18 protein-coding genes and 1 CRISPR repeat array (1 of these 19 running past the window's edge) are annotated in these 25,166 nt (G+C 41.7%); of the genes, 11 read left to right on the forward strand and 7 right to left on the reverse strand.

Translation table 11 applies throughout. From position 1 onward, the window contains the following. Positions 1 to 197: a CRISPR direct-repeat array (repeat unit 37 nt; unit sequence GTTTCAATCCCTAATAGGGATTTTGTTGAATTGCAAT) (it extends 129 nt beyond the left edge of the window). A 190-nt stretch (positions 198 to 387) separates the two neighbouring features. Further along, a complete protein-coding gene (locus tag RRG12_RS09560; protein WP_069074888.1) occupies positions 388 to 1,215 on the reverse strand; it encodes an IS982 family transposase in 828 nt (275 codons plus the stop codon). A gap of 731 nt (positions 1,216 to 1,946) precedes the next feature. Here RRG12_RS09560 and RRG12_RS09565 point away from each other — a divergent pair. The 3 genes from RRG12_RS09565 (at position 1,947) to RRG12_RS09575 (ending at position 6,431) form a co-directional block, all read left to right on the forward strand. Then, positions 1,947 to 3,836 (forward strand): ATP-binding protein, encoded by a 1,890-nt coding sequence (locus RRG12_RS09565; RefSeq protein WP_420759093.1) that lies wholly within the window; start codon positions 1,947 to 1,949, stop codon positions 3,834 to 3,836. A 30-nt stretch (positions 3,837 to 3,866) separates the two neighbouring features. Continuing rightward, complete coding sequence (locus RRG12_RS09570; RefSeq protein ID WP_420759094.1) at positions 3,867 to 5,144, forward strand: sensor histidine kinase; 1,278 nt, start codon at positions 3,867 to 3,869, stop codon at positions 5,142 to 5,144. A gap of 459 nt (positions 5,145 to 5,603) precedes the next feature. Then, the gene (locus RRG12_RS09575) at positions 5,604 to 6,431 is read left to right on the forward strand and encodes an IS982 family transposase (RefSeq protein ID WP_069074888.1); all 828 of its coding nucleotides are present in this window, start codon (positions 5,604 to 5,606) and stop codon (positions 6,429 to 6,431) included. A 411-nt stretch (positions 6,432 to 6,842) separates the two neighbouring features. On the opposite strand, the gene RRG12_RS09580 is transcribed toward RRG12_RS09575, so the two are convergent. Further along, positions 6,843 to 6,974: a hypothetical protein gene (locus RRG12_RS09580; protein WP_420759095.1), complete on the reverse strand. Its 132-nt coding sequence runs from the start codon at positions 6,972 to 6,974 to the stop codon at positions 6,843 to 6,845. 273 nt (positions 6,975 to 7,247) lie between these two features. Next, entirely contained in the window at positions 7,248 to 8,339 is a 1,092-nt protein-coding gene (gene ald / locus RRG12_RS09585; RefSeq protein WP_420759096.1) for an alanine dehydrogenase, read from the reverse strand. Positions 8,340 to 8,775: 436 nt separating this feature from the next. Here ald and RRG12_RS09590 point away from each other — a divergent pair, with 436 nt between their 5' ends. The 6 genes from RRG12_RS09590 (at position 8,776) to RRG12_RS09615 (ending at position 15,078) form a co-directional block, all read left to right on the forward strand. Then, on the forward strand, positions 8,776 to 8,946 hold the full coding sequence (locus tag RRG12_RS09590; protein ID WP_012410338.1) for a chlorophyll a/b-binding protein: 171 nt from the start codon (positions 8,776 to 8,778) through the stop codon (positions 8,944 to 8,946). Positions 8,947 to 9,321: 375 nt separating this feature from the next. Then, positions 9,322 to 9,615 carry a hypothetical protein gene (locus tag RRG12_RS09595; protein ID WP_420759097.1) on the forward strand — a complete coding sequence of 98 codons (294 nt, stop codon included), beginning with the start codon at positions 9,322 to 9,324 and terminating at the stop codon, positions 9,613 to 9,615. Between the two features lie 136 nt (positions 9,616 to 9,751). Further along, positions 9,752 to 10,759, forward strand: coding sequence for a WD40 repeat domain-containing protein (locus tag RRG12_RS09600; protein WP_420759150.1), 1,008 nt, complete (start codon positions 9,752 to 9,754; stop codon positions 10,757 to 10,759). Positions 10,760 to 11,608: 849 nt separating this feature from the next. Continuing rightward, on the forward strand, positions 11,609 to 12,661 hold the full coding sequence (locus RRG12_RS09605; protein WP_069071014.1) for a permease: 1,053 nt from the start codon (positions 11,609 to 11,611) through the stop codon (positions 12,659 to 12,661). A 63-nt stretch (positions 12,662 to 12,724) separates the two neighbouring features. Then, entirely contained in the window at positions 12,725 to 13,498 is a 774-nt protein-coding gene (locus tag RRG12_RS09610; RefSeq protein WP_069071015.1) for a TIGR03943 family putative permease subunit, read from the forward strand. Between the two features lie 80 nt (positions 13,499 to 13,578). Beyond that, complete coding sequence (locus RRG12_RS09615) at positions 13,579 to 15,078, forward strand: hypothetical protein (protein WP_420759098.1); 1,500 nt, start codon at positions 13,579 to 13,581, stop codon at positions 15,076 to 15,078. A 319-nt stretch (positions 15,079 to 15,397) separates the two neighbouring features. Here RRG12_RS09615 and RRG12_RS09620 read toward each other — a convergent pair whose 3' ends face one another. From RRG12_RS09620 to RRG12_RS09630, 3 genes are all read right to left on the reverse strand, one after another. Continuing rightward, a complete protein-coding gene (locus RRG12_RS09620) occupies positions 15,398 to 16,249 on the reverse strand; it encodes a sulfite exporter TauE/SafE family protein (protein ID WP_420759099.1) in 852 nt (283 codons plus the stop codon). A gap of 67 nt (positions 16,250 to 16,316) precedes the next feature. After that, positions 16,317 to 17,612, reverse strand: coding sequence for a sulfite oxidase (locus RRG12_RS09625; RefSeq protein WP_420759100.1), 1,296 nt, complete (start codon positions 17,610 to 17,612; stop codon positions 16,317 to 16,319). Between the two features lie 308 nt (positions 17,613 to 17,920). Beyond that, positions 17,921 to 19,375 carry an aminotransferase class V-fold PLP-dependent enzyme gene (locus RRG12_RS09630; protein ID WP_420759101.1) on the reverse strand — a complete coding sequence of 485 codons (1,455 nt, stop codon included), beginning with the start codon at positions 19,373 to 19,375 and terminating at the stop codon, positions 17,921 to 17,923. A gap of 1,011 nt (positions 19,376 to 20,386) precedes the next feature. On the opposite strand from RRG12_RS09630, the gene RRG12_RS09635 reads away from it, so the two are divergent. After that, positions 20,387 to 21,910 (forward strand): hypothetical protein, encoded by a 1,524-nt coding sequence (locus tag RRG12_RS09635; protein ID WP_420759102.1) that lies wholly within the window; start codon positions 20,387 to 20,389, stop codon positions 21,908 to 21,910. Positions 21,911 to 22,050: 140 nt separating this feature from the next. On the opposite strand, the gene RRG12_RS09640 is transcribed toward RRG12_RS09635, so the two are convergent. Further along, positions 22,051 to 24,195 (reverse strand): NAD(P)/FAD-dependent oxidoreductase, encoded by a 2,145-nt coding sequence (locus RRG12_RS09640; protein ID WP_420759103.1) that lies wholly within the window; start codon positions 24,193 to 24,195, stop codon positions 22,051 to 22,053. 161 nt (positions 24,196 to 24,356) lie between these two features. On the opposite strand from RRG12_RS09640, the gene RRG12_RS09645 reads away from it, so the two are divergent. Then, the gene (locus RRG12_RS09645; RefSeq protein WP_069071020.1) at positions 24,357 to 24,590 is read left to right on the forward strand and encodes a hypothetical protein; all 234 of its coding nucleotides are present in this window, start codon (positions 24,357 to 24,359) and stop codon (positions 24,588 to 24,590) included. Positions 24,591 to 25,166: the final 576 nt, after the last annotated feature.

Below are 25,166 nucleotides of genomic sequence, written 5' to 3' on the forward strand. Positions count from 1 at the left end.
GCTATTGCTGTGAAGTTTCAATCCCTAATAGGGATTTTGTTGAATTGCAATGTTTTTGATGGCGAACTTGAGTTAAATCCTTAAGAGTTTCAATCCCTAATAGGGATTTTGTTGAATTGCAATCAGATATCATAATTACAATTACATCTCAAGTATTTAGTTTCAATCCCTAATAGGGATTTTGTTGAATTGCAATTGTGTAAATCTCAAAAGTAAGGCAGAATTTTACATGTTTCAATCCCTAATAACCCAAGTTGCGGGTAATAGAATACAAAAGAGGAGATGGAAAGTGTAGGCACAGTAAATAAGGGTTGTACGAACTCCAACCACTATAAAAATGCCATTAGGAATGTTCAGTGTAGTTTAATAGAGAGTAACATTTGCAACTTAGTCAATAAAAGCTTGTTGCAGAGTGTAAGCAAAAATAAAAGCTTGTAACTTCAGTAAAAACCCCTCAAATGTTACGGCATGAAGCGATTTTTGGAAGAAACGAGTGATGCCGCTAAACACGGTTTCAATGTAATGACGAATAGACTGTTTAATGTATTGATTCCACGGTGCATCTTGGCGTTTAGAGTTACTTTTTCGCATGACCTGCATCGAGATTTGACTAGTTTCAATTAAGTCATCTTCCACAGTGTAATCAAGATAGGCAGAATCGGCGTAAACTTGACTCCCAGGCATTAAATTCAAGGGTAAAGCACTCAATCCCCGTATATCTGTTGCGCTAGCTGGCATGAACACAAATTCGACAGGAATACCTGTTTTGGTAGTCAATAACTGTACTCTCACTCCATAAAAATAACGTTTCTTGGATGCGATATAACCCCGATATTCTTCCGAGTGAATTAACTTCGCATTAAAGATGCGAATATTATCACATATTGGTACGGGGAACGAGTCTAAAAGATATTCCGTATCTTCACTAATTTCTTTTAGTGCTGTTCCCATTTGATGAAATAAATCGTTCATCAACATCGATACCTTGTGTAATCGCCGATTAAATCGTGATTTTTCTAACATTCCTGGTATCAAGTTATGGTCTTTCATATAGCTGCAAGCCTTGCTATGATTCCCACCAAAAAACATTGCCGCTATCATTGCCGTGGTGATAATTTCTGCATCACTCATTTCACGACGAATATCCTCATCATGTCCAATCGCCTTCAATAGGTCATCTATGACAGAATAGATAGTAACTATTTCATTTAACATATTTCCCTCCTAATTTTCTGTCTGGAGGGATTTTATTGTTTTTATACCCCTATGTCATCTTTCTTGGTATGTAACTAGCAACTTGAGTTAATAGGGATTTTGTTGAATTGCAATAGTTACCTCCTTTACCTGACGCCGAAACCCTTTATGTTTCAATCCCTAATAGGGATTTTGTTGAATTGCAATAAAAGGCTAAAGGGATTACCCAGCCAGTTTGTGATGTTTCAATCCCTAATAGGGATTTTGTTGAATTGCAATTGATTCCCATAGGCTGAGTACCAAGCATTACCAGTTTCAATCCCTAATAGGGATTTTGTTGAATTGCAATCTAAGAGTTTTTGTAAAATCAGGCGATGCAAAGTTTCAATCCCTAATAGGGATTTTGTTGAATTGCAATCGCTGGCGTTTGAAAGCGCTGCTGTATTTGGTTTTCAAGGTGCAGTTGCGCGAATGAGTGAATCATAACACAGCGAATAGTCATGCTACAAGATACAAATCGCTGAAAGCCAGTCTCCATAAAGTGCGCGGATGGTTTTAGAGTAACATCGCCCTCAAAGTCTTGTATAGATGGAGTGTACAAGCTTTTTTGCCCCATCTGATTTTGTACACCTACCCATCCGCGCATTTTGCAAGTAAATTAGTCAGATTGCTGAGAACTAAGCTTACTACTTGATGATTTGGGAATACTGAGATTAGAGGTATATATTGCAAATCCAGTAACCTTTAAGATCATGTTGACACTTTTAAACTATCCTTTGCAATCAATTGGTTTTATTCCCCACGGACATTGTTATCTTTGGCAAACGGGGCTAGTTTGGTTACACATTATTTCTGATGCCACGATCGCACTCGCTTATTATTCTATTCCCTTCCTACTGATCTATTTTATTTCCAAACGCCAAGACGTTCCTTTTAATGGAGTCTTTGTATTATTTGGTGCTTTTATCATTGCTTGCGGTACTGGACATTTGATAGATATTTGGACGCTTTGGCATCCAGATTACTGGGTTGCAGGTAGTCTCAAAGCTTTAACTGCGATTATTTCAATATATACAGCTTTTGCCTTATTTTATCTCATGCCTCAAGCTCTAACATTGCCTAGCCCTGCCCAGTTAGAAGTAATTAATCGAGCGCTCACAAGTGAAATTGTACAGCGCAAGCATATAGAGCAAGAACTGCGGAAAGCTGAGGAAGTTGCTCAAAATGCTAGCCAAGCAAAAAGTGAATTTCTTGCCAATATGAGCCATGAATTACGCACACCTCTTAATGGCATCCTCGGCTATACACAAATTCTCCAACGCACAGAATCTTTAAGCGAGAAAGGGCGCAAAGGAGTCAGCGTCATTTACCAATGTGGTTCTCATCTATTAAACCTGATTAATGATGTCTTGGATCTCTCTAAGATTGAAGCCCGGAAACTGGAATTAAATCGTGTTGGTTTCTACTTACCTGCTTTTATAGATAGTGTGGTTGAAATTTGCCGCATCCAGGCGGAACAAAAGGTCATTGCATTTCATGTCAACTTAGATCCTGATTTACCAACAGGCATTTATGCTGATGAAAAACGCTTGCGACAAGTGCTGATAAACTTGCTTAGTAATGCCATCAAATTTACTCATGAAGGTAGCGTTAGCTTTCAGGCTAAGGTTATTAGTCAAGAATTAAATGCCGATGGAAAAATAACAAACTACAAAATTCGTTTTGAGATTGCAGATACCGGCGCGGGTATAACCCCTGAGCAAGTCGAGAAAATCTTCCAGCCCTTTGAGCAAGTGGGAAATCAGAAACGACAAAGTGAAGGTACTGGCTTGGGATTAGCAATCAGCCAACAAATTGTTTTACTGATGGGTGGTCAAATTCAGGTGCAGAGTGAGCTTGGCAAAGGTAGCACTTTCTGGTTTGAGGTGCAATTGCCAGAATCTAAAGATTGGGCAAAGGTTTCTAGAGTGATAGAGCAGGGAACTATTATTGGTTATCAGGGACAAAAACGCACGATTTTGATTGTGGATGACAAATGGGAAAACCGCTCGGTAATTGTAAATTTACTAGAGCCAGTTGGGTTTACAGTTATAGAAGCTAGTAATGGTCAGGAAGGATGGGAACAAGCTGTAGCTCATAAACCAGACTTGATTATCACTGACTTAGTTATGCCTGTAAATGATGGATTTAAGTTCATCAAACGTTTACGTTGGTCTAACCAATTTAAAAAGATTGCTGTTATTGCTTCGTCAGCTAGTGTATTTGCAGCCGATCAGTACAAGAGTGTTGATGCTGGTGCAAATATATTTCTACCAAAGCCTATAGAAGCTGAAGCTCTGCTGGAGTTATTACGAAAACTTTTGCAACTGCAATGGATTTTTGATGGCAAAGCAGACACAATCAAAAAAACTGATACAGGTAGTATGGATCATCTAGAGAAGATGATTTCTCCTAGTAATGAGGTTTTACAACAGTTACTCGAACTAGCACAAGACGGCGATATTCAACTACTTTTAGAATCAGTTCAGGAACTTTCTGTATCTGATGAGCAGCTTAGTGCTTTTACTGAGCAAATCATCCAGCTTGCTAGTAATTTCCAACTTAAACGTTTGGAAAGTTTCATTCAACAACATATTAATTAATTAGAATCAAATTTCGCTTTTTAATCCATCATGCTCAAGACCTCAAATACTGGATTTCTTTTGATTGTGGATGATAATCCGACAAATTTATCTGTCCTGTGCGAAGCGCTCAGTATTGAGGGGTTTCGTTTTCGTGTTGCAGTGGATGGAGAAAGTGCGATCGCTCTTGCAGAACGTAATCGACCAGAGTTAATTTTGCTGGATGTACAAATGCCTGGGATTGATGGATTTGAAACCTGTCGCCGCCTCAAAGCCAATCCTGTTACTCAAAACATTCCTATTATTTTCACCACAGCCTTAGCGGATACGGAGAGCAAAACCAAGGGATTTTCTCTTGGTGCAGTAGACTATATCCCCAAACCCTTTGCCCAAGAGGAAGTCATCGCGAGAGTGCGTGTGCATTTACAAGTCAAACAACTGACTGAATCTTTAGAAAAACAAGTGAGCGATCGCACCGCTGCTTTGCAACAAATCCAAGTCCAACTAGTCCAGCAAGAAAAACTCTCAACACTAGGAGAATTAATTGCTGGTGTCGCCCATGAAATCAACAATCCTCTCAGTTTTATCACTAGCAATATTCCACCTTTAGAGGAATATTTTGCAGGAATAAGTAAAATTATCCAACTGTATCAACAAGATTATCCCAACCCGACAGCTAAAATTAGCACTGCTATTGATGAATTGGATCTGGAATTTATTCTTGAAGATATAACAAAAATCCTGAATTCACTCAAGCTAGGTAGTGAACGGATTCAAAACCTTTCTACCTCACTACGCAACTTTTACCGCTCGGATAGTGATGAAAAATTACTTGCAGATTTGCATCAAGGACTGGATAGCACATTAATGATTTTGCAGCACCGCCTCAAAGGTAATGGCGATCGTCCTGCTATTGAAGTTATTAAGAGTTATGGAATAATACCAGAGATAAATTGCTATCTCGGTCAGATGAATCAAGTATTTATGAATATTCTAGCTAATGCAATTGATGCTCTTGATGAAGCTTTGATATTAGGCAAAATCAGTGATCAAATTCCTCAAATTCAGATTACGACAGAAGTAGATTCCGAACAATGGGTTGTAATTCGGATTGCAGACAATGGTACCGGCATTCCTGAGTCTGTGAAACAACGCCTGTTTGAACCTTTGTTTACCACAAAACCTGTAGGTAAAGGCACTGGACTCGGTTTATCAATTGCCCATCAAATAGTTTTGGAAAAACACAATGGTACATTGGAAGTGAATTCTCAAATGGGAATGGGAACTGAATTTACGATTAGAATTCCAATCATAAGTACCGCAGATTAAAAACCGCACTTGTTATGGTTAATACTAAAGGGCGAATATAATTCGGGACTATACAGACAAAACCCACATGACAATGGTTTTAAATTCCTGGAGTCTGCGTATCCTTCGCAAAAATTGCAAGTAGTTTGTCAAATTCATTTTGGCGGTTCGAGGATGTTTGAAAAGTCATGATTGATGCATCAAATATTTTTTACCCCACCCTAACCCTCCCCTTGCAAAGGGGAGGGAACTAGATTTTCTATTTCCCCCCTTTCCAAGGGGGGATTAAGGGGGGTAATAATTCGATTAGAATCACAACATACCACTTTTCAAACAAACTTTTAGAGAGACGCGATAAATCGCCGTCTCTACAGGAAATTTATTCCCTAATAACTCAAGTTGCTAGTTACATACCAAGAAAGATGACATAGGGGTATAAAAACAATAAAATCCCTCCAGACAGAAAATTAGGAGGGAAATATGTTAAATGAAATAGTTACTATCTATTCTGTCATAGATGACCTATTGAAGGCGATTGGACATGATGAGGATATTCGTCGTGAAATGAGTGATGCAGAAATTATCACCACGGCAATGATAGCGGCAATGTTTTTTGGTGGGAATCATAGCAAGGCTTGCAGCTATATGAAAGACCATAACTTGATACCAGGAATGTTAGAAAAATCACGATTTAATCGGCGATTACACAAGGTATCGATGTTGATGAACGATTTATTTCATCAAATGGGAACAGCACTAAAAGAAATTAGTGAAGATACGGAATATCTTTTAGACTCGTTCCCCGTACCAATATGTGATAATATTCGCATCTTTAATGCGAAGTTAATTCACTCGGAAGAATATCGGGGTTATATCGCATCCAAGAAACGTTATTTTTATGGAGTGAGAGTACAGTTATTGACTACCAAAACAGGTATTCCTGTCGAATTTGTGTTCATGCCAGCTAGCGCAACAGATATACGGGGATTGAGTGCTTTACCCTTGAATTTAATGCCTGGGAGTCAAGTTTACGCCGATTCTGCCTATCTTGATTACACTGTGGAAGATGACTTAATTGAAACTAGTCAAATCTCGATGCAGGTCATGCGAAAAAGTAACTCTAAACGCCAAGATGCACCGTGGAATCAATACATTAAACAGTCTATTCGTCATTACATTGAAACCGTGTTTAGCGGCATCACTCGTTTCTTCCAAAAATCGCTTCATGCCGTAACATTTGAGGGGTTTTTACTGAAGTTACAAGCTTTTATTTTTGCTTACACTCTGCAACAAGCTTTTATTGACTAAGTTGCAAATGTTACTCTCTATTAAACTACACTGAACATTCCTAATGGCATTTTTATAGTGGTTGGAGTTCGTACAACCCTTATTTACTGTGCCTACACTTTCCATCTCCTCTTTTGTATTCTATTACCCGCAACTTGGGTTAATAGGGATTTTGATGAATTGCAATCGCTGGCATCCAAAAGCCTTGCTGTATTTGGTTTTCAAGGTGCAGTTGCGCGAATGAGTGAATCATAACACAGGGAATAGTCATAACACAAGATACAAATCGCTGAAAACCATTCCCCATAAGGTGCGCGGATGTTTTAAAAGTACCATTGCCCTCAAAGCTTTGTATAGATGGGGCGTACAGGCTTTTTTGCCCCATCTAATTTTGTACACCTACCCATCCGCGCATTTGGCAAGAAAATTAGTCTAACTAGCGATCGCTACCACTATAAAAATAAGCGATCGCCTAGCACTTGCAAACCTTAACGAGTCGTGGAAGTCCCCACCTTCAATGTACTCATCTCTGTGGGGATTGTGAGCGGGGGATAAGGATAACATCTGGAATTGATTTAAAACATCAGTAAAAACTCTCTTCTGGATGTATGACGAATCCCCAAAATTTTCTGGTAAGATATACATTGTCTTGACCATCAATGCCGCAAGCGAAAACCAAGCTAATAGGTATATGTTGCAAGAGAAAAATTTGGGTCTTGGGAACCAGGACTCCTGCCCTTGGAGGGAATGTCAGACCAAAAAAACTACAGAGTTTTAGAGGCTATTCCCGGTGAATTGGGAAGCTCAGACTCGGCTCCGTAGGCAAGGTTGAGTAGTTCACTTTACCAAATCAGGGAATACCTCTTGCACAGCCGGATGCACTAAATGATGATTCCGCACGTTCACACCCTTAGCTAATGCTGGGTTAACTTCCAGTGCCATAATTCCCAAATTTGCCAACTGGACAACATAAGGTAATGTACTATTATTAAGTGCCTGAGTTGCTGTCCAAGGTACTGCTCCTGGCATATTGGGAACGCCATAATGCACCACGCCCTCTTCAATGTATACCGGATTAGTGTGGGATGTGGGATGTAAGGTTTCTATGCAACCACCTTGGTCAACGGCTACATCAACTATTACAGAACCAGGACGCATTTGTTTGACCAATTGGCGAGATACTAATATTGGCGCTCTGCGTCCTAACACTAAAACTGCACCGATGAGCAAATCTGCTTCAATGACTGCGGCTTCAATATGGGCTGAGTTGCTGTAAAGCAATTCGACTCTAGAGCCAAATAAGGTTTCTAAATAAGATAAGCGCTCGACGCTCACATCTAAAATCTGGACGCTAGCACCCATACCCACGGCAATTTTAGCTGCTTCTGTGCCGACAACGCCGCCACCCAAAATTACTACTTTTCCTGGTTTAACTCCAGGGACACCACCCAAAAGGACGCCTCTACCACCTTGCTGACGTTCTAGGAATCTGGCCCCAAATTGTACTGCTAGCCGACCGGCAATTATGCTCATGGGCGTGAGCAAGGGTAGTTTGTTAGCACCAGGTTGTTCTACAGTTTCGTAAGCGATCGCACAAGTGCCACAATCAATTAAATGCTCTGTCAATTTGCGATCGGCTGCTAAATGTAAATAAGTAAATAATATCTGCCCTTTCTGCAAAAATTTATACTCAGATGTCAGTGGCTCTTTAACTTTAACAACCAATTCCCGATTCCAAGCCGTTTCTGATGTCGGGACAATCTCGGCTCCAGCACTTTTGTAGTCGTCATCAGAGAATCCAGCACCATTACCTGCTTGCGTCTCGACGAAGATGCTATGACCATTTTCTCGCAGCACCCGCACGCTAGAAGGACTTAAACCTACACGAAATTCTTGATCCTTATTTTCCTTGGGAACGCCGATTTCCATATATCGCCTCTGATATTTTTTTTGTTTAACTGTAGCCTGCCAATCTCAAGCTTGCTACTTCTGTCTTGCTACTTCAGTATTAGAGATAGCTGTATTAGAGATAGCTAATCTCTGTTCTAAGTTTCTCAATTCAATCTGAGTAGCCCAAACTCTTGCCCTTGACTATTGCCCCAGTATTTATACAATATATAAAGAATAGTAACAATTTATTAAAAGACCGATTGTATAGCTCCCGACTAGGAAGCTATTGCTGAATTTCTCAAGTCATCTTGGTATTCAAGCACTGCAATCAGCTTTTAAGCTACCAAGTGTAAGGTAAAAGTTAAGGGGAAAAACGAATCTATTCCTTTAACCTTTACCGCTTATCACCACTTTCCCCGACTTCTGCTGCGAAGTCTGATATCATGTCCCGTTTGCCGAAAAAGGTTTCTTAAAAATGACACAAACACAACCAACGATTACACCTAAACTAGAGGAGCCTAAGTTTGGCTTTAACGAATATGCCGAACGCTTGAATGGTCGAGCTGCAATGATTGGCTTCGCTTTGATGTTAGTGATTGAATATGTCACCAATCAAGGGGTGCTATCATGGCTGGGTCTGAAGTAGTGCCATCAACAAGCACGATATTGAAGTTGTAAGCTAGTAATTAAAAGAGTTTCAACCAGCTGGAACAACCAGTTGGTTTTGACTTTAACAATTGATAGCCAAGTACTTCACCCTAGATACTTTAATTAGACTTATTTATAAATAATTGACCTAGAATGTAAGCAAGAGAGGAATGGAAATACCTATTAGTGATTGAAATATCATAGACTTGCAACTAATATATGCAAGGTATATGCAAGGCAATTAATGAGTAAACTTCCTCCCCTACTAAAGAAAATCATAATTAATCCCTGCCTTCGATGAGAAAGGCAAATGACGGGTGAGGTATTCTGGGTAAATATACACAAAAGGTGAACTGGAACCAACCAAGCTGTGATGAATGCTGTATTACCTCGTTTTTTGAAGTCAACTTACCGAAAAGAGCCAATAGTCAGTGTATTGATGACGATGGGCGTTATGGATGCCCTGATTGGCGGTTTGAATGATAGCTGGTCATTGTTCGCTTTTGGTTTGGGAACAGCAGGGATAGCGCTCGGCTTTAAGTTGTGGCGTGTCCAGCAGCGTCGTCCCTTACCAGAGGAACCCGTAGTGCAACATTATTTGCCCTCTCGTTCTTCTAGTCCGCCTTTACCAATGTTAAGCATTTCTAAGAAAAAACCACCTCTTTAGGATATGCAGAGTTATTGATGAAATAACTCTGCAAAATGTATTGGGGTAAACGTATCTATAAAAGTGAGGAAAAAGAGTGAGTAGTGAGGGAAGAGGTGGGGGTAATTTTCTGCGTCCGTATATTATCCTGGCATTTATGGCAGCTGTTGCCCTTCCAGTGACTACCTGGGGAGGGTTTTACATTCATCAAGCTCATGCTGCTGTTGAAGTAACGCCAAATTCCCAAGTTACCAGCAGCTTTGGTAATGCCCAATTACTTTACACACTCAAAGGACATAAAGGAACCGTTAAATCCCTCGCTTTTAGTCCAGATAGCAGAATACTTGTGAGTGGAGGTGCAGAAAACGAGGGTATAATTCGCCTCTGGAATTCAGCAAACGGCAAAAAGTTGGCGGATATTAACAAAGCACACAAAACATCTGTAGAATCTTTAGTTATTTCGCCAGATGGTCAAACCCTCGTTAGCTGTAGTAATGACAACACGATTAACCTCTGGAGCCTGAAAAATTTTAAATTTAGCCGCTCTTTTGTCGGACATACCAGTAACGTCTTATCTTTAGCGGTGTCTCCTGATAGTAAAGTTCTCATTAGTGGAGCTTTGGATGGGATTCGGATATGGGATTTGCTACAGCAACGCCCTCTAGGAACTCTAGTACGCTTTGATAATTTGATTTATACCCTAGCTATTAGTCCAGATGGACAGACCTTGGCTAGTGGTGATAATAAGGGTGTAATTAAGCTGTGGAATTTGAGTACTGGTCAATTAATTAGTGAATTGACAGCTCATTCTAATGGTGTTAGCGCTGTTATGTTTACACCAGATGGACAAACATTAGTTAGTGCAAGCCGCGATCGCACAGTCAAACTGTGGAATATTAATACTGGAGAAATAGTCCGTACCCTTACAGGACATAATAACTGGGTAAATGCGATCGCCATTAATCCCGATGGACAAACCCTTGCTAGTGCTGGCAGGGATGGGATTAAATTGTGGAATTTAACTACAGGCGAGTTGGTAAATACACTAAGTGGACATACAGACTGGGTAAGTGCGATCGCTTTTAGTCCAAATGGTAAAATTCTTGCCAGTGGTGGATTTGACCAACAAATCAAGATTTGGGGAATTCCACCAAAACGTAAATAATCACGATGCTACAAAATAATCGTGAATTAGTGAAGTAGATCCCCGATTTCTTAAAGAAGTCGGGGATCTAAATTGTCTTATATAGCCCAATACGGTTCAGATAAGACCAAAATACTTGTAGAGACGGCGATTTATCGCGTATAGAAAACCCACAATTTTGTACACTTAGCCCTTAACTGAACCATATTGTTATATAGCCGTAGCCACATAGGTTAGGACATTTTGAAAACCCCAAGGCTAGGAATAGTAATACTTTTACCTCCAGCCTCCAGCCTTCTGCCTCCAGCCTTCTGCCTCCAGCCTTCTGCCTTCTGCCTCCAGCCTCCTGCCTCCTGCTATATTTTGTGTTTGCTAAACTGTGGTCTTGCATTTTTAGAGTTTTTATAGTAAAAAATCAACCAAAGCTCAGATCAGATTTTGCCATAACTAGCCAAAATCAATGAACCTAACAACCAAGAGCGATGCCTACGACGGGCTACGCCTACCGCAAATGTTCAATAACTGTAAATACTTGATGAAAATACAGCCAAGCTAATATCTTATCCAGCAAATTACTGTAAGTATAAACATAGGTAACTTAAAATAATCTATGCAGCTACTTGCCCTCTAGATCGGAACAATTTCTGAACTTAGACAATCTTAGAAATGGTCATCGTCAGTAAATGCACTCAGGTAAAAATTACTATCTTGGCTAAAGCAAAGGTTTGTAGCGTTTAAGCGCTATTTGAAACGTAGGATAACTTGCTACTTAAATGATGTTTAATTTTCCCGAACTGCTTTTGATCCCCATTTCGATAGAATGACTAGGCAGAACCCTAAAACTCAAAACCGCTTTTGACTGCGACGCCCATGAATCAATTGAACAATGGTTTTACGCTATTTTTAAGTCTGCTAGTCGAGGCGATGCCTTTTTTGCTTCTTGGGGTTTTATTCTCCAGTTTGCTGCTATTTTTTGTTGATGAGCGCAAATTAGTAGAAAAAATGCCCACAAATCCGCTGCTGGGTGCTTTAGTTGGCAGCATGATCGGCTTTTTATTTCCGGTGTGTGAGTGCGGGAATGTACCGGTAGCGCGGCGGTTCTTAATGCAGGGAGTACCCACACCAGTCGCAATTGGTTTTTTGCTCGCAGCACCAACAATTAACCCAATTGTAATTTGGGCAACTTGGACAGCATTTCGAGATCAGCCCGAAATAGTGGTCTTACGAGTTGTATTTTCTTTATCCATTGCCACAATTATCGGTTTTGTTTTCAGTTTTCAAAAGGACTTAAATCCCATAGTCCAACCTGCGATCGCTCGTTATTTGAAGTATAATCCACCCGCACAACCTGAAACCAAACGCCGTGGTAAGCGTTATCAAGTACAACAGGAAGCACCTGTACCGAATCTCTTGCAATCCGGGACTTATATCTTAGGAGGAAAAGCAGGTATACCTCTGCGGATAGATCCTAATTTAGTACCGCCTACCTTAATCTCTACAGCCAGTAAACCGCTTGGAGATAAACTGCGCCTAGTGGTGGATAATAGCATCCAAGAATTGCGAGAATTGGGCGGAGTGATGATTTTAGGAAGTGCGATCGCTGCGGCTATTCAAGTCCTAGCCCCCCGTGACTTAATCCTCAGTTTGGGTGCTGGGCCTATTACCTCAATTCTGGTGATGCTGATATTAGCAGTAGTGGTGTCAATTTGTTCTACAGTTGATTCTTTCTTCGCTCTATCTTTCGCCTCAACCTTTAGCAGTGGCTCATTGTTGGCATTTCTCGTCTTTGGGCCAATGATTGACATCAAAAGCGTTGGTTTGATGTTATCTATTTTTAAACCCAAAACTATCTTTTACTTATTTGCCATAGCAGCACAGTTGACATTTTTGTTCACTCTTTTCCTGAACTTGCACGTCTTTTAAGAAATTATTAGTCATTTGTCCTTTGTTAATGACTAATGACTAATGACCAATGACTAATAACCAATGACTAACAAAAATCCCAAATCTAAAATCCTAAATCTGTTACTCCCTTGGCTGGATGCCCTAGCAATTACAGCTTGGGGTGTTTTGATGTTGAGATATTGGCAAACTAACAAGCTTAACCTATTGATTCACCCAAATTTCTTTGGGTTAGTGATTGTGGCTGGTATCGGCTTCATCATTATTGGTTTATTCAAGATGCAGGAACTTTGGAAACGGCGTCGCCGTGATGTGACGCCAAACATGCAGCATATTAGTTTATTTCCCCCTGGTTGGGGCAGTGCTTTTTTGTTGATTACAGTGATTCTGGGTTTTATTATTACACCGCAAGTTTTTGCTAGTGATAAAGCACTCCAAGGGGGTGTGACTACTGATTTATTGGGAAGCACACGTGTTAAACCTCAAGCCTTTCGGGTTACTGTTCGTCCAGAAGAGCGATCGCTCGTAGACTGGGTACGCACCCTCAATGTCTATCCAGAACCAGACGCATATACAGGGCAAAAAGTCAAGGTGCAGGGATTTGTGATCCACCCACCCGATATAGGAAAAGAATATTTGTTTTTAGCACGATTTGTCCTAACTTGCTGTGCAGCAGATGCTTACCCTGTGGGATTGCCCGTTAAACTACAAAATAATCAAGAGCGTTACCCCGCTGATACCTGGCTGGAAGTCGAAGGACAAATGGTGACAGAAAGTTTGGGAGATAAACGCAAACTTACCATTGCCGCTACCTCTCTCAAAAAGATTCCTCAACCGGAGAATCCTTATAGTTATTAGTCATTTGTCATTAGTCCTTTGTCATTTGTTGATGACTAACGACCAATGCCCAATGCCCCATGCCCAATGCCCAATAATCAATGACTAAATCTAAAGCATTTATCCAACCACTGGATCGGATAGCGATCGCACTAATGCTACTGCTGAGTGTGCTGATTGGGTTACTCATATTGCAAGGTGATGTGGTGACTGCTCGTGTCCGGGACTTTACCTGGCAAAATCAACAAATTGGGGCAGAAGATAACTCCTTCACTCTCACCTTTAGCCGCCCAATGGAAGTAAAAAGCGTAGAGGAGAACTTAAAAATTGAGCCACCTCTAGCAGGTAAATTCAGTTGGGCAGGGCGGCGGATGGTTTATACGCTGGTGACACCAGCACCTTATGGCACGAATTATAAAGTGCAGTTACAGGGAGCCAAAGATAAGTTTGCCCAGCAAGAAGGCAAAAATCGGGTGATACAGGCCTTTACAGGTAGCTTCCGCACACGCGATCGCGTCATCCTTTACATCGGAACCAATCAAGAAGAACAGGGAAGATTAGTTCTTTACAACTTAACCGAAGAGCAAAAAAGGGTACTTACCCCCAAAGATTTGGTAGTAATGGACTTTGAATCGTTTCCTGACGGCGAGAAAATTTTATTTTCTGCTCGCACCAGCAACAACCAAGACTTACTTTCAGCCCAGCTGTACACAGTGACAACAGGCGTTTCTGGTAAATCTGGAGAAGAAGTAGAACCAGCAGGTAGAGTTGACCTGATTTTAGATAGTAAAGATTATCAAAATCTCAAATTTGACTTATCACCTGATGGGGAAACTATTGTCATCCAGCGGGGAAACAAAACTAATCCCGGCGACTTTGGACTATGGTTTATGCCAGCAAACAGCGACGGTTCAGCAGAAAAACCCACCCCTAAACGTCTGCAAAGCCAACCTGGGGGAGACTTTATGATCACACCCGATAGTCAAGCCGTAGCAGTTGCTCAAGGACAAGGGGCAGCAATTCTACCACTGCAAGGTGATGCTAGTAAACCCCTAGATTTTCTGCCGCAGTTTGGTTTGGTACAGGCTTTCTCCAAAGATGGCTCTCAAGCCGCGATGGTAAAGTTTAATACAGATTACACACGAGATTTGTTTTTAGTGACAAACCAAGGTGTGCAGAAACAACTATTAAAAACTACAGGCTCAATTCTCAGCTGCCAATTTGACATTGCCTCACCCACTCTCTACTGCTTGCTAACACAGCTAGTATCCAAGGAACAATATATAGAACAGCCTTATGTGGTGGCAATTGATCTGAAAAGCGGACAACAAAAACCACTGCTAGTACTGCCTCCCGCTCAACGGAATGTGCAAATGAGTTTATCTGCCGACGGTTTGGGCTTGTTATTTGACCAAGTAGTACCGCAGACAAATCCCCCAGCATCATTGCCCCCCAACACTTTGAAAACTGATGATGGAGATGCGATCGATACCAGTAGCCTGTGGTTAATGCCTTTGTTACCCATCGCCGATGCTGCGACAGTTGAAATTAGACCAGAACAACTTCCCTTAGCTGGGTTTCATCCCCGGTGGCTACCTTGACGAAGGAGGCAGGAGAGGAGGGTCTTAAAATTAAAACTTTGCTCCTGACAGAATGGCACTAAGAAGCCCAAAAGCTTGTGTCGTCTCATTCCCAGCCTCCAGGCTGGGAATGTATTTAAAAGAGGCTCTGCCTCAATTCAAGCTACTGGAGGCGGAGCCTCCCAGAATGGATTCCCAGCCTCCAGGCTGGGAACCAGTCAGAACAAGGGCTATGTCTTAACTTAGTGCCATTCGCTCCTGACAGTAGTTAGAAGGTTCGGGCATTTAGAAGAAGGGATAAATCTCTCCTACTCCTGCCTTTGTTAGTAACAGTTTTGAACTACGAACTACGAATTATCATGACTCTTTCTTGGTAAAAAGCTAACAAATTTTCATTTACTGGAGATTTTAAAACCATGAATTGATAATTTGTCCAAGCTTCCCAAAAAATATAGATTGATAGTATTCCTAAGAAAATACGAAGTCCTAAACTCACTGTGGAATCTGGTAGTTTTGGCAATGTGCGAGTACTCATCTGAACGCCTAAAAGACCTCCACATCCCAAAACTATACCTTGAACAAACAGAATATTTCCCTCTAGTGTGTGTCCTGTGCAGGCAGCTAAAGCAGTTATGACAATTACACCCAAACTAGTTTGAATTGCTACTTTAATGTCTTCTCCTAATAGCAACATTTGCAGTGGCACCATAATTGTACCGCCACCTAAACCGAATAAACCTGCTAAAATTCCTGCTGCTCCCCCAGTGCCGATTTTAGAAACCAATGGGTTAAATGCTGGGGCTGTATCCTCTGTTTCCTTGAAGGCCAATTGCTTGCGAAGCTCAATCAGATAAATATTAGCAAGTAGTATGATACCAAATGTAAAAAGTATTATATAAGATGGAATTTTATTGGCGAAATATACACCTATTCCAGTAGTTAGAAAAGCTGGAATTCCTAAGTAAATTACTCGTTTAAAGTCAAAGTAGCCCATCCACCAATTTTGCAAACTTCCAGAAATTGAAGTAATCACAATAGCAAGGCTACTAGTAGCGATCGCCTGAACGGGAGTATAACCTAGTGTGACTAAAAGAGGAATTGTGACAATACCGCCACCTATTCCTAAAAGTCCAGCTATGACTCCAGATATGAGACCCCCCGTCACTAAAATCAACCAACTATAATCAATCATAAATAGGTCTTTTTCTAGAGAACTGATAGTGCTGAGTGGGCATTGAGCATCAACAAATGACTAATGACTAATGACTAACTCCCTGTACTGTCACCGGATGGCTAACAATGCCTCCGTATAGCAATCCAGAATCATTCCACGGAACTGTAGTCGGTTGTGTATTACCTAAGTTGTCAGTAGCACGAGCTTGGAGAAAATATTCCCCAGGAATTGGGTTCCATTCAATGTCCCAGCGTACCCATGCAAATGGAAAGTTTGGTTCTCTCAGTCGTGCAAATTGCCAAGTTTTACCGCCATCTAGGCTAACTTCCACACGTACAATCTTTCCTTTCCCAGACCAAGAACGTCCACGCAGCAAGTGAGTTCGAGCCGAAAGCGTAGCCGGCCAAGCCAACTCGAAAGCGCTCTTAACATTTTGGTAGGTAATCAGCTTACCTTTATATGGTGCGATCGCTGGATAATCTGCACCAACCAGCACCATTTGCTCTGTCACCCACTGGGTATATATCGGTGTTTCCGAAACTTCAATCCGCTCAATCCATTTAACGTTGGCGTTTCCTCCCCAACCAGGGAATAAGACACGGCAAGGCTGACCGTGATCTGGAGGTAATGCTTCTCCATTCATTGCATAGACAACGAGGGAATTATCTGCTAATGCCTTACTAATTGGAACTACATTGCTGAACTTGGATTTATTCGTCCCCTTTGAGTCCAGCGAATCCACATCTGCACCCTCAACTAGTACATCTTTCGCTGTGGTTTTCAATCCAGCTCGCTCTAATAACATACCAAGCGGTACACCAGTCCACTCAGCTACGCCAATAGCTCCAAGTCTCCATTTTGCTCCAGAGAGTGGTGTGTTGTAAGCCTCTTCAAAGAAGCGCCGACCATTAGCAGCACACTCAATGGCACAAGTGACTGAGATGGACGGCATCGCAACGATTTCATCGTAAGTGAACTCGCAGGGGGCAGAAACGCCAGTTCCGTGAATCTGCAAACGCCATGTAATCGGGTCAAAAGGGGGAGGCGTATGGCGGTTGTGAACATAGAACCAATCATTTGGTACTAAATAACCACGCCCATACATCGCTTCCCAGTTCATCTCTAATGTGCCTTTGCTATGAGAGATATACCCTGGAGGCAATGGCTTAAGTATTTTGCTGCCTTTAGTTTTAATAGCTGCCTGACTATGAGCCGGTGCGGGTTTAGCTAATCCTCCAATGGCTGTTGCGCCAACCATAGTGGCTAGTATTTTCAGAAAGTGCTGGCGCGAAATACCTGCATCTGTACTTTTTTGCCAGATGCACTGATCAACCCGTGCCTGTAGATAATCCTCTTGGTCAAAGAGGTTTTCATCGCTCAAGCTATTACCCCCTTTTAATTCGTAATTCGTAATGACGCTCCTGCGTCGCTAACGCTGCGCTAACGTAATTCGTAATTAAGACACAGAAAACTAAGGAGCAGGAAGAGATGAGGAAGAATTATTGAACAAGCTTCTTACTTGTCTCTTTCCAATGCCCCATGCCCCATGCCCTAAAAATACTAGTAGTTCGCCAAGTGAACTTGGCTCTTTAAAGGGGAAGGGGGAATGGGTAAAGGGTTTAAATCCCTTACCCTTTTCCCTTTCCCCTTTCCCCAGTCCTCACTTAGCATTTTTGGGTTGGCAGACTACTAGCTGTCTATCGCTGTCCAAACACCAGTTGTCTGATCTTGTGTGTAGTTGGGCAAATAATGAGTCAATCCGTTTTTAGCTATTTGAGCGATCGCATCTATAAAGCGATCGCAGTCTTCCAATGTATTATATACAGCAAAGCTGGCTCGGATAATACTAGGAATGTTGCGCGTAATTCCTCTGTCTACTTCCTTGGCAATCTCACAGTCTTGCTCGTCTGAAATATTCTTGAGCTTGCGAATGTATTCATAAGTGCAGAAAGCCCCAGCCCGAACCCCAATGCCGTATTCTTGTGCCAGAATTTCTGCCACTAAGCGTCCATCAAACCCATCAATATCAAAGGGAATAACATGGGCTAAATTATCTCCGGGAATATGTACTTTAACGCCAGGAATACTTTGAAGCCGTGTATATGTGAATTCAACTAGAGAGTGTTCATACTGAGCGATGCGATCGCGCCCTAATCCTTCAATAATTTCAATTGCCTTGGCAATGGCGATCGCACCCATTGCGTTTGGTGTTCCGGGGTCATGGGCCCGTTCTGTATAAAAACGCTTGATTTCTAGATTTCTGGTGATATAAGGCAGGTTGCCACCCCCGATTTGATAAGGGTAGGAACTATCAAAAAATTCCTTTGGCCCCAGCAAAACCCCAGTTCCATAGGGCGCATACATCTTGTGTCCAGAAAAAGCTACAAAATCTAAATGACATGGGTCATCATCTGCACCCATGTTTACTTGTTCATGCTGAATTAACTGACACACATCGGCAAATATCTTTGCACCATACCGATGTGCTAAAGCTGCAATTTCGTAAATCGGGGGTCTGTAACCTGTAATTGTTGAAGCACCTGTAATAGTTACTAACTTAATTTGTTCGGCTTCGGGGAGATTTTGGTGTGCCTTGAAGATATCTTCAATTTCTGTAACACTTACACTTCCATCCGGCTGGGTTCTGTACTGCACAACTTCATCTCTAGTGACCCAAGGTAGTAGGTTGGATGAATGTTCGATATCAGAAACTAAGATTTTCCCAGGTTTTTTTGCCCACAGTGTGGCGGCTCCGTTAATTGCTTCTGTTGTATTCTTCGCAAAGATTACATAGTTGTCTGAAGATGACCCTACAAAGTCCCGAATCACGTTCCGACTAGCGTCATATTCTCGTGTAGTTATGATGGACTTTTGCCCAGAACCTCGATGCACACTGCCATAAGTGTCAAGCATTTCGTCCACATGCTGCTTAAGGGTTGCAAAGGGAGTGGTTGTAGCTCCATTATCCAAGTTGACGTACTTGACATATTTTCCGTTAAGAGTTTTCACCTTAAAAGATAGAGATTCATCTGTGAATAACGGTCTGATTTCTTTATCCCAAAAACTGTCAAAATTTTCTGCAACCAGCGGTAATTGTGCGGTTTTTTGCTGTATATTTGCGCCCATTGCAAGTACGTCAGTCATCTTTAGCACCCCTATTTTAAATTTGGATTTTTTGGAAAAACCTAACTGCCACAACGCTTTGTTTCGCGCCACATTTATATAAATAGGCAGTAATTATGGTCTTTATAACTACTTTATTGCTAGTGGAAAACTCGGTTAATACAATTATTCTTTAATAAGTCAATTAAAATTGATATCCGTATTAATACTTGATTAGAATAAAGTTTTTGCTAATAAATATACAATGTAAATAATATTGATAAGTAGTCAAGTATACTTTAGACAATTTTCTTGTACTCATTAAACAAACTTGACATATTGAAGGCAAGTTAATACAAAAAGCCCCTCACTAACTAAGGCTGGAATTGCTTGCTAGGGCTGTATTTACCGAGAAAAAAGCCCGTACCAAGTTGAAATTAGTCTTTAAAAAAAATTCATTATTTTACTTATATTATTTATTACCCTTTTAAGAAAAACTTATAAGTATATATTCGTATTTGTTATTATTTCCTAACATTGCAGTTATGGCAGAAGCTCTTAGTTGTTTGCCGACATTAAATAGCGATCGCTCAGATGACAGAATTATCATCGAATAGTAGATACTTGTACGGACATCTATCTTAAGTAAGAAATAAGTCAGTACAAAATTGTGTTGAAGGAGACATTTTTGATTTGTGTCTTAAGACGGATGCGGTTGTAAAAAATAAACTATAAGGTGAGGCAGTTTTTCATGTAGAAAAATTTCATTAGCTAATAAAGTTTCGTTTTTAACGTATCGGGTTTCTTCTCCCTCCCACCTATCCTCGAAGGCGGCCCGAGTTCCCCTTCCACCTCTTCTTGACGGGGCAGAGCATCATAGTGTTATAACGGCATCAGTCTAGATACAAAATGGGGAACACCAATTGATGATTAATTGCTGGTGCTTGGAGAGAGTTAAACTTAGCTTCTAGAGCAAACCCTGATTAGACACAGTTGATAAGCAATGCTAATGCCAGCACTGCTGAATATTTTTAAGCGGGTGAGTCAAGAGTGATGAATGAAGCTGACACCTCAAACAAGGGGGCTGTGATGGAATCCCTAAATTCTGCTAATTCGCCACAATCAGAGCAGGCGAGTTGTCCCTTTTACTCAGTTGTGCCTAATGACAATATGACAGTTAGAAAACTGCCACTCCTCATGCCAGCTGAAGATACACAATTTTCACAAGATACCGCCCAGCAGGACTGGGTTGCAGAGCCTGAAAGCGGCAAACAAGCACTTATTGACTCGGAATTTCAAAACCTGCTGGCATTGAACGAAGAATTACGTGCAGCTAACAATAACTTGTATGAACAAGTAGAGCAGCTAAAAGACAACCTAACTGAGTCAGAAAAGGTTTTGCAGTGGCAGAAAACGCGTTCTAGCGTTAGTGAGTCGATGCTCAACCAACATACTCAGGAACTAGCGGCGGCTCAAGAACAGATAAAGTCTCTATTTCAACAATTAGAAACTGCTGTACAAACTGTTCAACGCCAGGAAATTTTCATTGATACTTATAAAGCACAGTTACAAATTAGCCAACAACGCCTTGCCCAGCTAGAGCGAGAATGTACGTTGTTACACACTAACAATAGCGAACAATCCCAGCAGCTATTACAGTCAGAAACGGCTTGTCGGGAGTTACGTACTAGACTGATGCGACAACAACGCCAGACGTTGCAATTCAAAGCAGCTCTAGAAAAATGTTTAGATACATCGGTTCCTAGCTATGACTCCCTAGAGGATGCTGCAAAACATCCTAAAGATATAACTAGTGGACAAGGAAGATTCTCTAGAAAAGCTCGGTCTTTGTTTCCGAATGCACATCCAATTCAACCTTGGTCAGCAGAATCAGAATCTTTGACTGATAATCTAGATAATTCTTGGGGCGAACCCTCAGCACCAATCCCATTCCAAAGAAATGAAGCCACTCCGACGCCATCATCTCCTTGGAACTGGACAGTTAAGAAAGATACGCCAGCACCAACACAGCCAGGATCATCTCCAGACATTGATGATTCTTCAGATACAACGGAAGTTGTTTCACCTTTGGGTTCATCAAATTTAGATCAACAATTAGATAGTCTAATCCAAATGTTTTTTACTTCCCAGCCTACATCGGCATCACCACCACCTACTGCGACAACGGATGTAGGTGATGCGCCCATCTGGGAGACTTTAGCAACAATCTTAGAAGACGATGAAGAACTAGAAAATCCACAGAAGGAGCAGTTGGAGGCAGAAATAGATTCCCCTGCAACTACCTCTAATTCTTGGACGACGGATTCTGTGATTTCACCAGCCAATAACTTACCGATTTCCTCCACTCCACCTCACACCAAGACGCCTGTTGGAGAAACTGAAGACTACTGGTCAGAAGTTTCGCAATTGTCAGCAAGTGATTTGTCTTCAGAGTTATTAGGTGATAATACCAATGATGACAAGTCACCTTCACCAGTAGTTTATCCCCAGCGTCCACCCAAGGGGCGTAAGTCATTGGCATCTGTAGAACTGCCGAATTTTCGCCCCAAGAGTTAGGAGTTAGGAGTAATAAGTAATAAGTAAATGCCCATTTCTGATCCACTATGAAACTCATTACTCCTTACTCATTACTCACTACTTATTACTTGATGAGTTAGGAGTTAGGAGTCAAGTGAGTAATGCCCCATACCCCATGCCTAATGACTAATTCTGACTTCTGACTTCGGAATTATGGCTTCTGGGTTGGATTTTACTACCTGAGAGTGCGATCGCGGTTTGCCTGTGGCGATCGCATAATTAATCGCCAACAGCCACAGCCACAAGCCTGGATTCCGGGGTTCTAGCCAAAAACCTACCCGATTCAAGAAGTGCGGGAACCACGGACTTAATAAAGCACTAACTAGGGCATGACGACCAAAGTTGAAATAACTACCAAGCCATCTGAGCAAATCCCTGGGCCCAGCAAGTTCCCAAATCCATAAAAGCAAGGCAGGATTTTTCCTAGCTGCTTTGAGTGCTAGGCGGTTAAAGGTTAACCAATCACACCGATCTTTGATAAAGTTATCTGCCACCTCTGGCGGTTCGTCTGCTAACAGCCCAAAAAAGGTGTTGAGCATAGAGTTAATCCGCTGGGGTGGTAAAAATTTCCCTGTGGGAACCATCATCCCTTTGGAAAATAGCCAAGTCACGGAAACGTTGCTTTGGTAAGCGCGTATTTGGTTCAAGTGGCGGAAACTCAACAAGTCATGTTTGAGGGCAGTATCCAACAGCGTTGTTAAGCGCTCTAAGTTGCGAACTAGGGAACCAAAACCAGTGAAAACGAGGGGAGATTGAAGTGATGCAGCATCACCGATCGCAATCAATCGATCAAAGGCAACTGTGCGATCGCGACTTCCCAGACTAAAATGCCCTGGTATATACCCAAATGTCGGCTTCTTCCACACCAATTTGTCCATATCGCACCTGCGATACTCTGGCAAAATTGTGAAAAAGTCTTCGTACATCTCTAGCAAAGAACCGGGATTTTCAGCATTGACTTCGTGGTAATGAAATAAATAAATCGTCAGTTCATCATCTGCTGCGGGAAACAATTCCCAAATCAACTGCCTTCCCCGCGAAATATCCCCATGACTGTAAAGAACGTCCCCATATTGGGAATCCCATACTCCCGGCTCAAATCCGCTCTCAATTACCGCTCCCACTGTCGGACAGACACTATCAAAGGCACGACCACCATTTAATTGCCAAGCGATGGGAGACGCAGTTCCCATTGCATCTATTAGCAGTCGCCCACTTACTTGCTTTTCAATCTGACTGGGCAAGTGCTTGACTTGCAAAACTACTTGTGATATATCAATATCTGCACGGATAAACTCTGTTTCATCCCAAATTTCACCGCCTGCCGCTTGCAGTTTTTGCCCACACATTTGGAGCCATTTTTCGGAATCTAAACCTAAATTTAGGACTGTGGGTGTGTGGAGGATGGGCGATCGCAGTTTGGCTGGATTATTAGCATCAAAAAACTTATTGAATCCGTCTTTGTATTCTCTGGCAATGATGGTTTCTAACTCAGCGGGGGTGACTAAACCCAGGTTAACCAAGCTTTGAATCTCATCGCGAGAAATATTCCATTCTCGGTTCATCCGTCCAAAGGGCATTCGTTCCACCAGCAGGACTTTATATCCCAGTTTTGCCATCAGTGCTGCATGGATTACGCCTAGTGCGCCACCAATGTAAATGATGTCGTACTGGGGATTAGTAATTAGGGATTGGGTATCAGAATTACCTTTTTCCCTGTCCCCTGTCCCCTGTCCCCTGTCCCCTGGACTAGAAAACACAACTTGCCGGGGCTGCTGCGGATTCCGTACCCCTTCGCGCCATCGTTGTTCCCACCAGTAGGCACGGGTTAGATCATATTCACCGTTGGGCATTTTCTGAAAATACTTGACGGTGAGGGGGTAAGCAGAGCCTAGAGCTGCAAAAATCGATTGCTGGGATAAATCAATTGCTGGCGGTTCTGGGTAATGATGCGGAAAACGGCTTCTGATTTCTTTAGTCAAGCGTTGCAGGATTTCTCCCTCACTGGGAAAGGGTTGTTCTGCCCAACGAAACACTTTTAGATAGGTAGTTCGTTGCACCGACCAGACAAATACCGAAAGTTCCGCAGGTAAGTTTTCGGAAAGAGCCACTCCAGCAGTTGTAGTAGCACTGGGTATTTTGAGGCGAAAGCCTTCTGAGGTAAGCAGTTTTTCTCCATTTCCGGGTTCAAAATCTGTTTGTAACCAGCTACGCACAGTTGCTATATCCGGAGTTGGAATTTCTAAATAAAGGATTTCTCTCATCTTTTCCTGACATCTCCCATCAATCTACTCACTAAGACAGATTTTATTAAGGCACGAAGTAATGTAGACTCCGCCCTAACTAGCTTCGTAAAGATTCAGTGAAGAAATTTTAAGAGTTTGTCAAATTTATTGTTCATTTTGTATTTCTGTAAACCCACGCCATGAATTATCCCATTCCAGACAGTCCCCAAGAAATTATTGACCTAAGACAACAGCCGATTGATGAAGAACTAGTTGCTAGTGCGATCGCTGGAGTTATTAAAATTGTCCGCGCTCAAGGTCAATCTTTGGAAGAATTAACCGCTCAGTTGCTAGCAGATGATTCACTGCTGGATCAGCAACAACGTCGCTGGTTGAGCCAATTAGTTGCTCAATCCTGGGAAAATTTCTCCTAAAACCTTGTATATGATAAAGTTTTTGTCGCAGCATTAGATTTCTAGGTCTGTACCTAAATATTGGAATATTGGCGATGCCTGCGGCGGGCTGCGCCTACGCATTTTAGGTATAAAGTAACAATAGTTGCCAGCATGGATTGGCAATAGGTTTGCTATTTTTACATTTATGGCACAGCAGCCACTAAATTAACCATATCAGCACCGGGCACTAATCAGGAAAAGGCGAAAGGTAAAAGTAATTACTTTTACCTTTTTAAATTGAGTTCGATTGCTTGAAAAAGAATTTTAGCTAAACCATTTCAGCTTATAGCGTTTCCTAATCACATGAGCTAATAGTCCCCTCTTTGCCTGCGGGGAGGGGGTTGGGGTGGGGTTCTTGTACCTCACCCAAGCGAGATTTCCTTAGATAAGCTTCGGAAAATGCTTATTAAAGCAAGCTTTATTTTTTACTTAATAATAAATAATTACCATACTTGAGGCTTTTTTGTGGTCTAAAAACCCATGCCTAATCACCTACGAAATTCGGGAAGCTCTTTTCCGAAATCTTATCAATTCATCTTGTGTAATATATTAATG

Source organism: Nostoc sp. CALU 546, assembly GCF_048836525.1.

What these genes read in the sequence shown, in the direction of transcription:
- RRG12_RS09560 (WP_069074888.1), bottom strand. Translation starts at nt 1,215, where the DNA reads ATGTTAAATGAAATAGTTACTATCTATTCTGTCATAGATGACCTATTG.
- RRG12_RS09565 (WP_420759093.1), top strand. Translation starts at nt 1,947, where the DNA reads ATGTTGACACTTTTAAACTATCCTTTGCAATCAATTGGTTTTATTCCC.
- RRG12_RS09570 (WP_420759094.1), top strand. Translation starts at nt 3,867, where the DNA reads ATGCTCAAGACCTCAAATACTGGATTTCTTTTGATTGTGGATGATAAT.
- RRG12_RS09575 (WP_069074888.1), top strand. Translation starts at nt 5,604, where the DNA reads ATGTTAAATGAAATAGTTACTATCTATTCTGTCATAGATGACCTATTG.
- RRG12_RS09580 (WP_420759095.1), bottom strand. Translation starts at nt 6,974, where the DNA reads ATGTTATCCTTATCCCCCGCTCACAATCCCCACAGAGATGAGTACATT.
- ald (WP_420759096.1), bottom strand. Translation starts at nt 8,339, where the DNA reads ATGGAAATCGGCGTTCCCAAGGAAAATAAGGATCAAGAATTTCGTGTA.
- RRG12_RS09590 (WP_012410338.1), top strand. Translation starts at nt 8,776, where the DNA reads ATGACACAAACACAACCAACGATTACACCTAAACTAGAGGAGCCTAAG.
- RRG12_RS09595 (WP_420759097.1), top strand. Translation starts at nt 9,322, where the DNA reads ATGAATGCTGTATTACCTCGTTTTTTGAAGTCAACTTACCGAAAAGAG.
- RRG12_RS09600 (WP_420759150.1), top strand. Translation starts at nt 9,752, where the DNA reads ATGGCAGCTGTTGCCCTTCCAGTGACTACCTGGGGAGGGTTTTACATT.
- RRG12_RS09605 (WP_069071014.1), top strand. Translation starts at nt 11,609, where the DNA reads ATGAATCAATTGAACAATGGTTTTACGCTATTTTTAAGTCTGCTAGTC.
- RRG12_RS09610 (WP_069071015.1), top strand. Translation starts at nt 12,725, where the DNA reads ATGACTAACAAAAATCCCAAATCTAAAATCCTAAATCTGTTACTCCCT.
- RRG12_RS09615 (WP_420759098.1), top strand. Translation starts at nt 13,579, where the DNA reads ATGACTAAATCTAAAGCATTTATCCAACCACTGGATCGGATAGCGATC.
- RRG12_RS09620 (WP_420759099.1), bottom strand. Translation starts at nt 16,249, where the DNA reads ATGATTGATTATAGTTGGTTGATTTTAGTGACGGGGGGTCTCATATCT.
- RRG12_RS09630 (WP_420759101.1), bottom strand. Translation starts at nt 19,375, where the DNA reads ATGACTGACGTACTTGCAATGGGCGCAAATATACAGCAAAAAACCGCA.
- RRG12_RS09635 (WP_420759102.1), top strand. Translation starts at nt 20,387, where the DNA reads ATGAATGAAGCTGACACCTCAAACAAGGGGGCTGTGATGGAATCCCTA.
- RRG12_RS09640 (WP_420759103.1), bottom strand. Translation starts at nt 24,195, where the DNA reads ATGAGAGAAATCCTTTATTTAGAAATTCCAACTCCGGATATAGCAACT.
- RRG12_RS09645 (WP_069071020.1), top strand. Translation starts at nt 24,357, where the DNA reads ATGAATTATCCCATTCCAGACAGTCCCCAAGAAATTATTGACCTAAGA.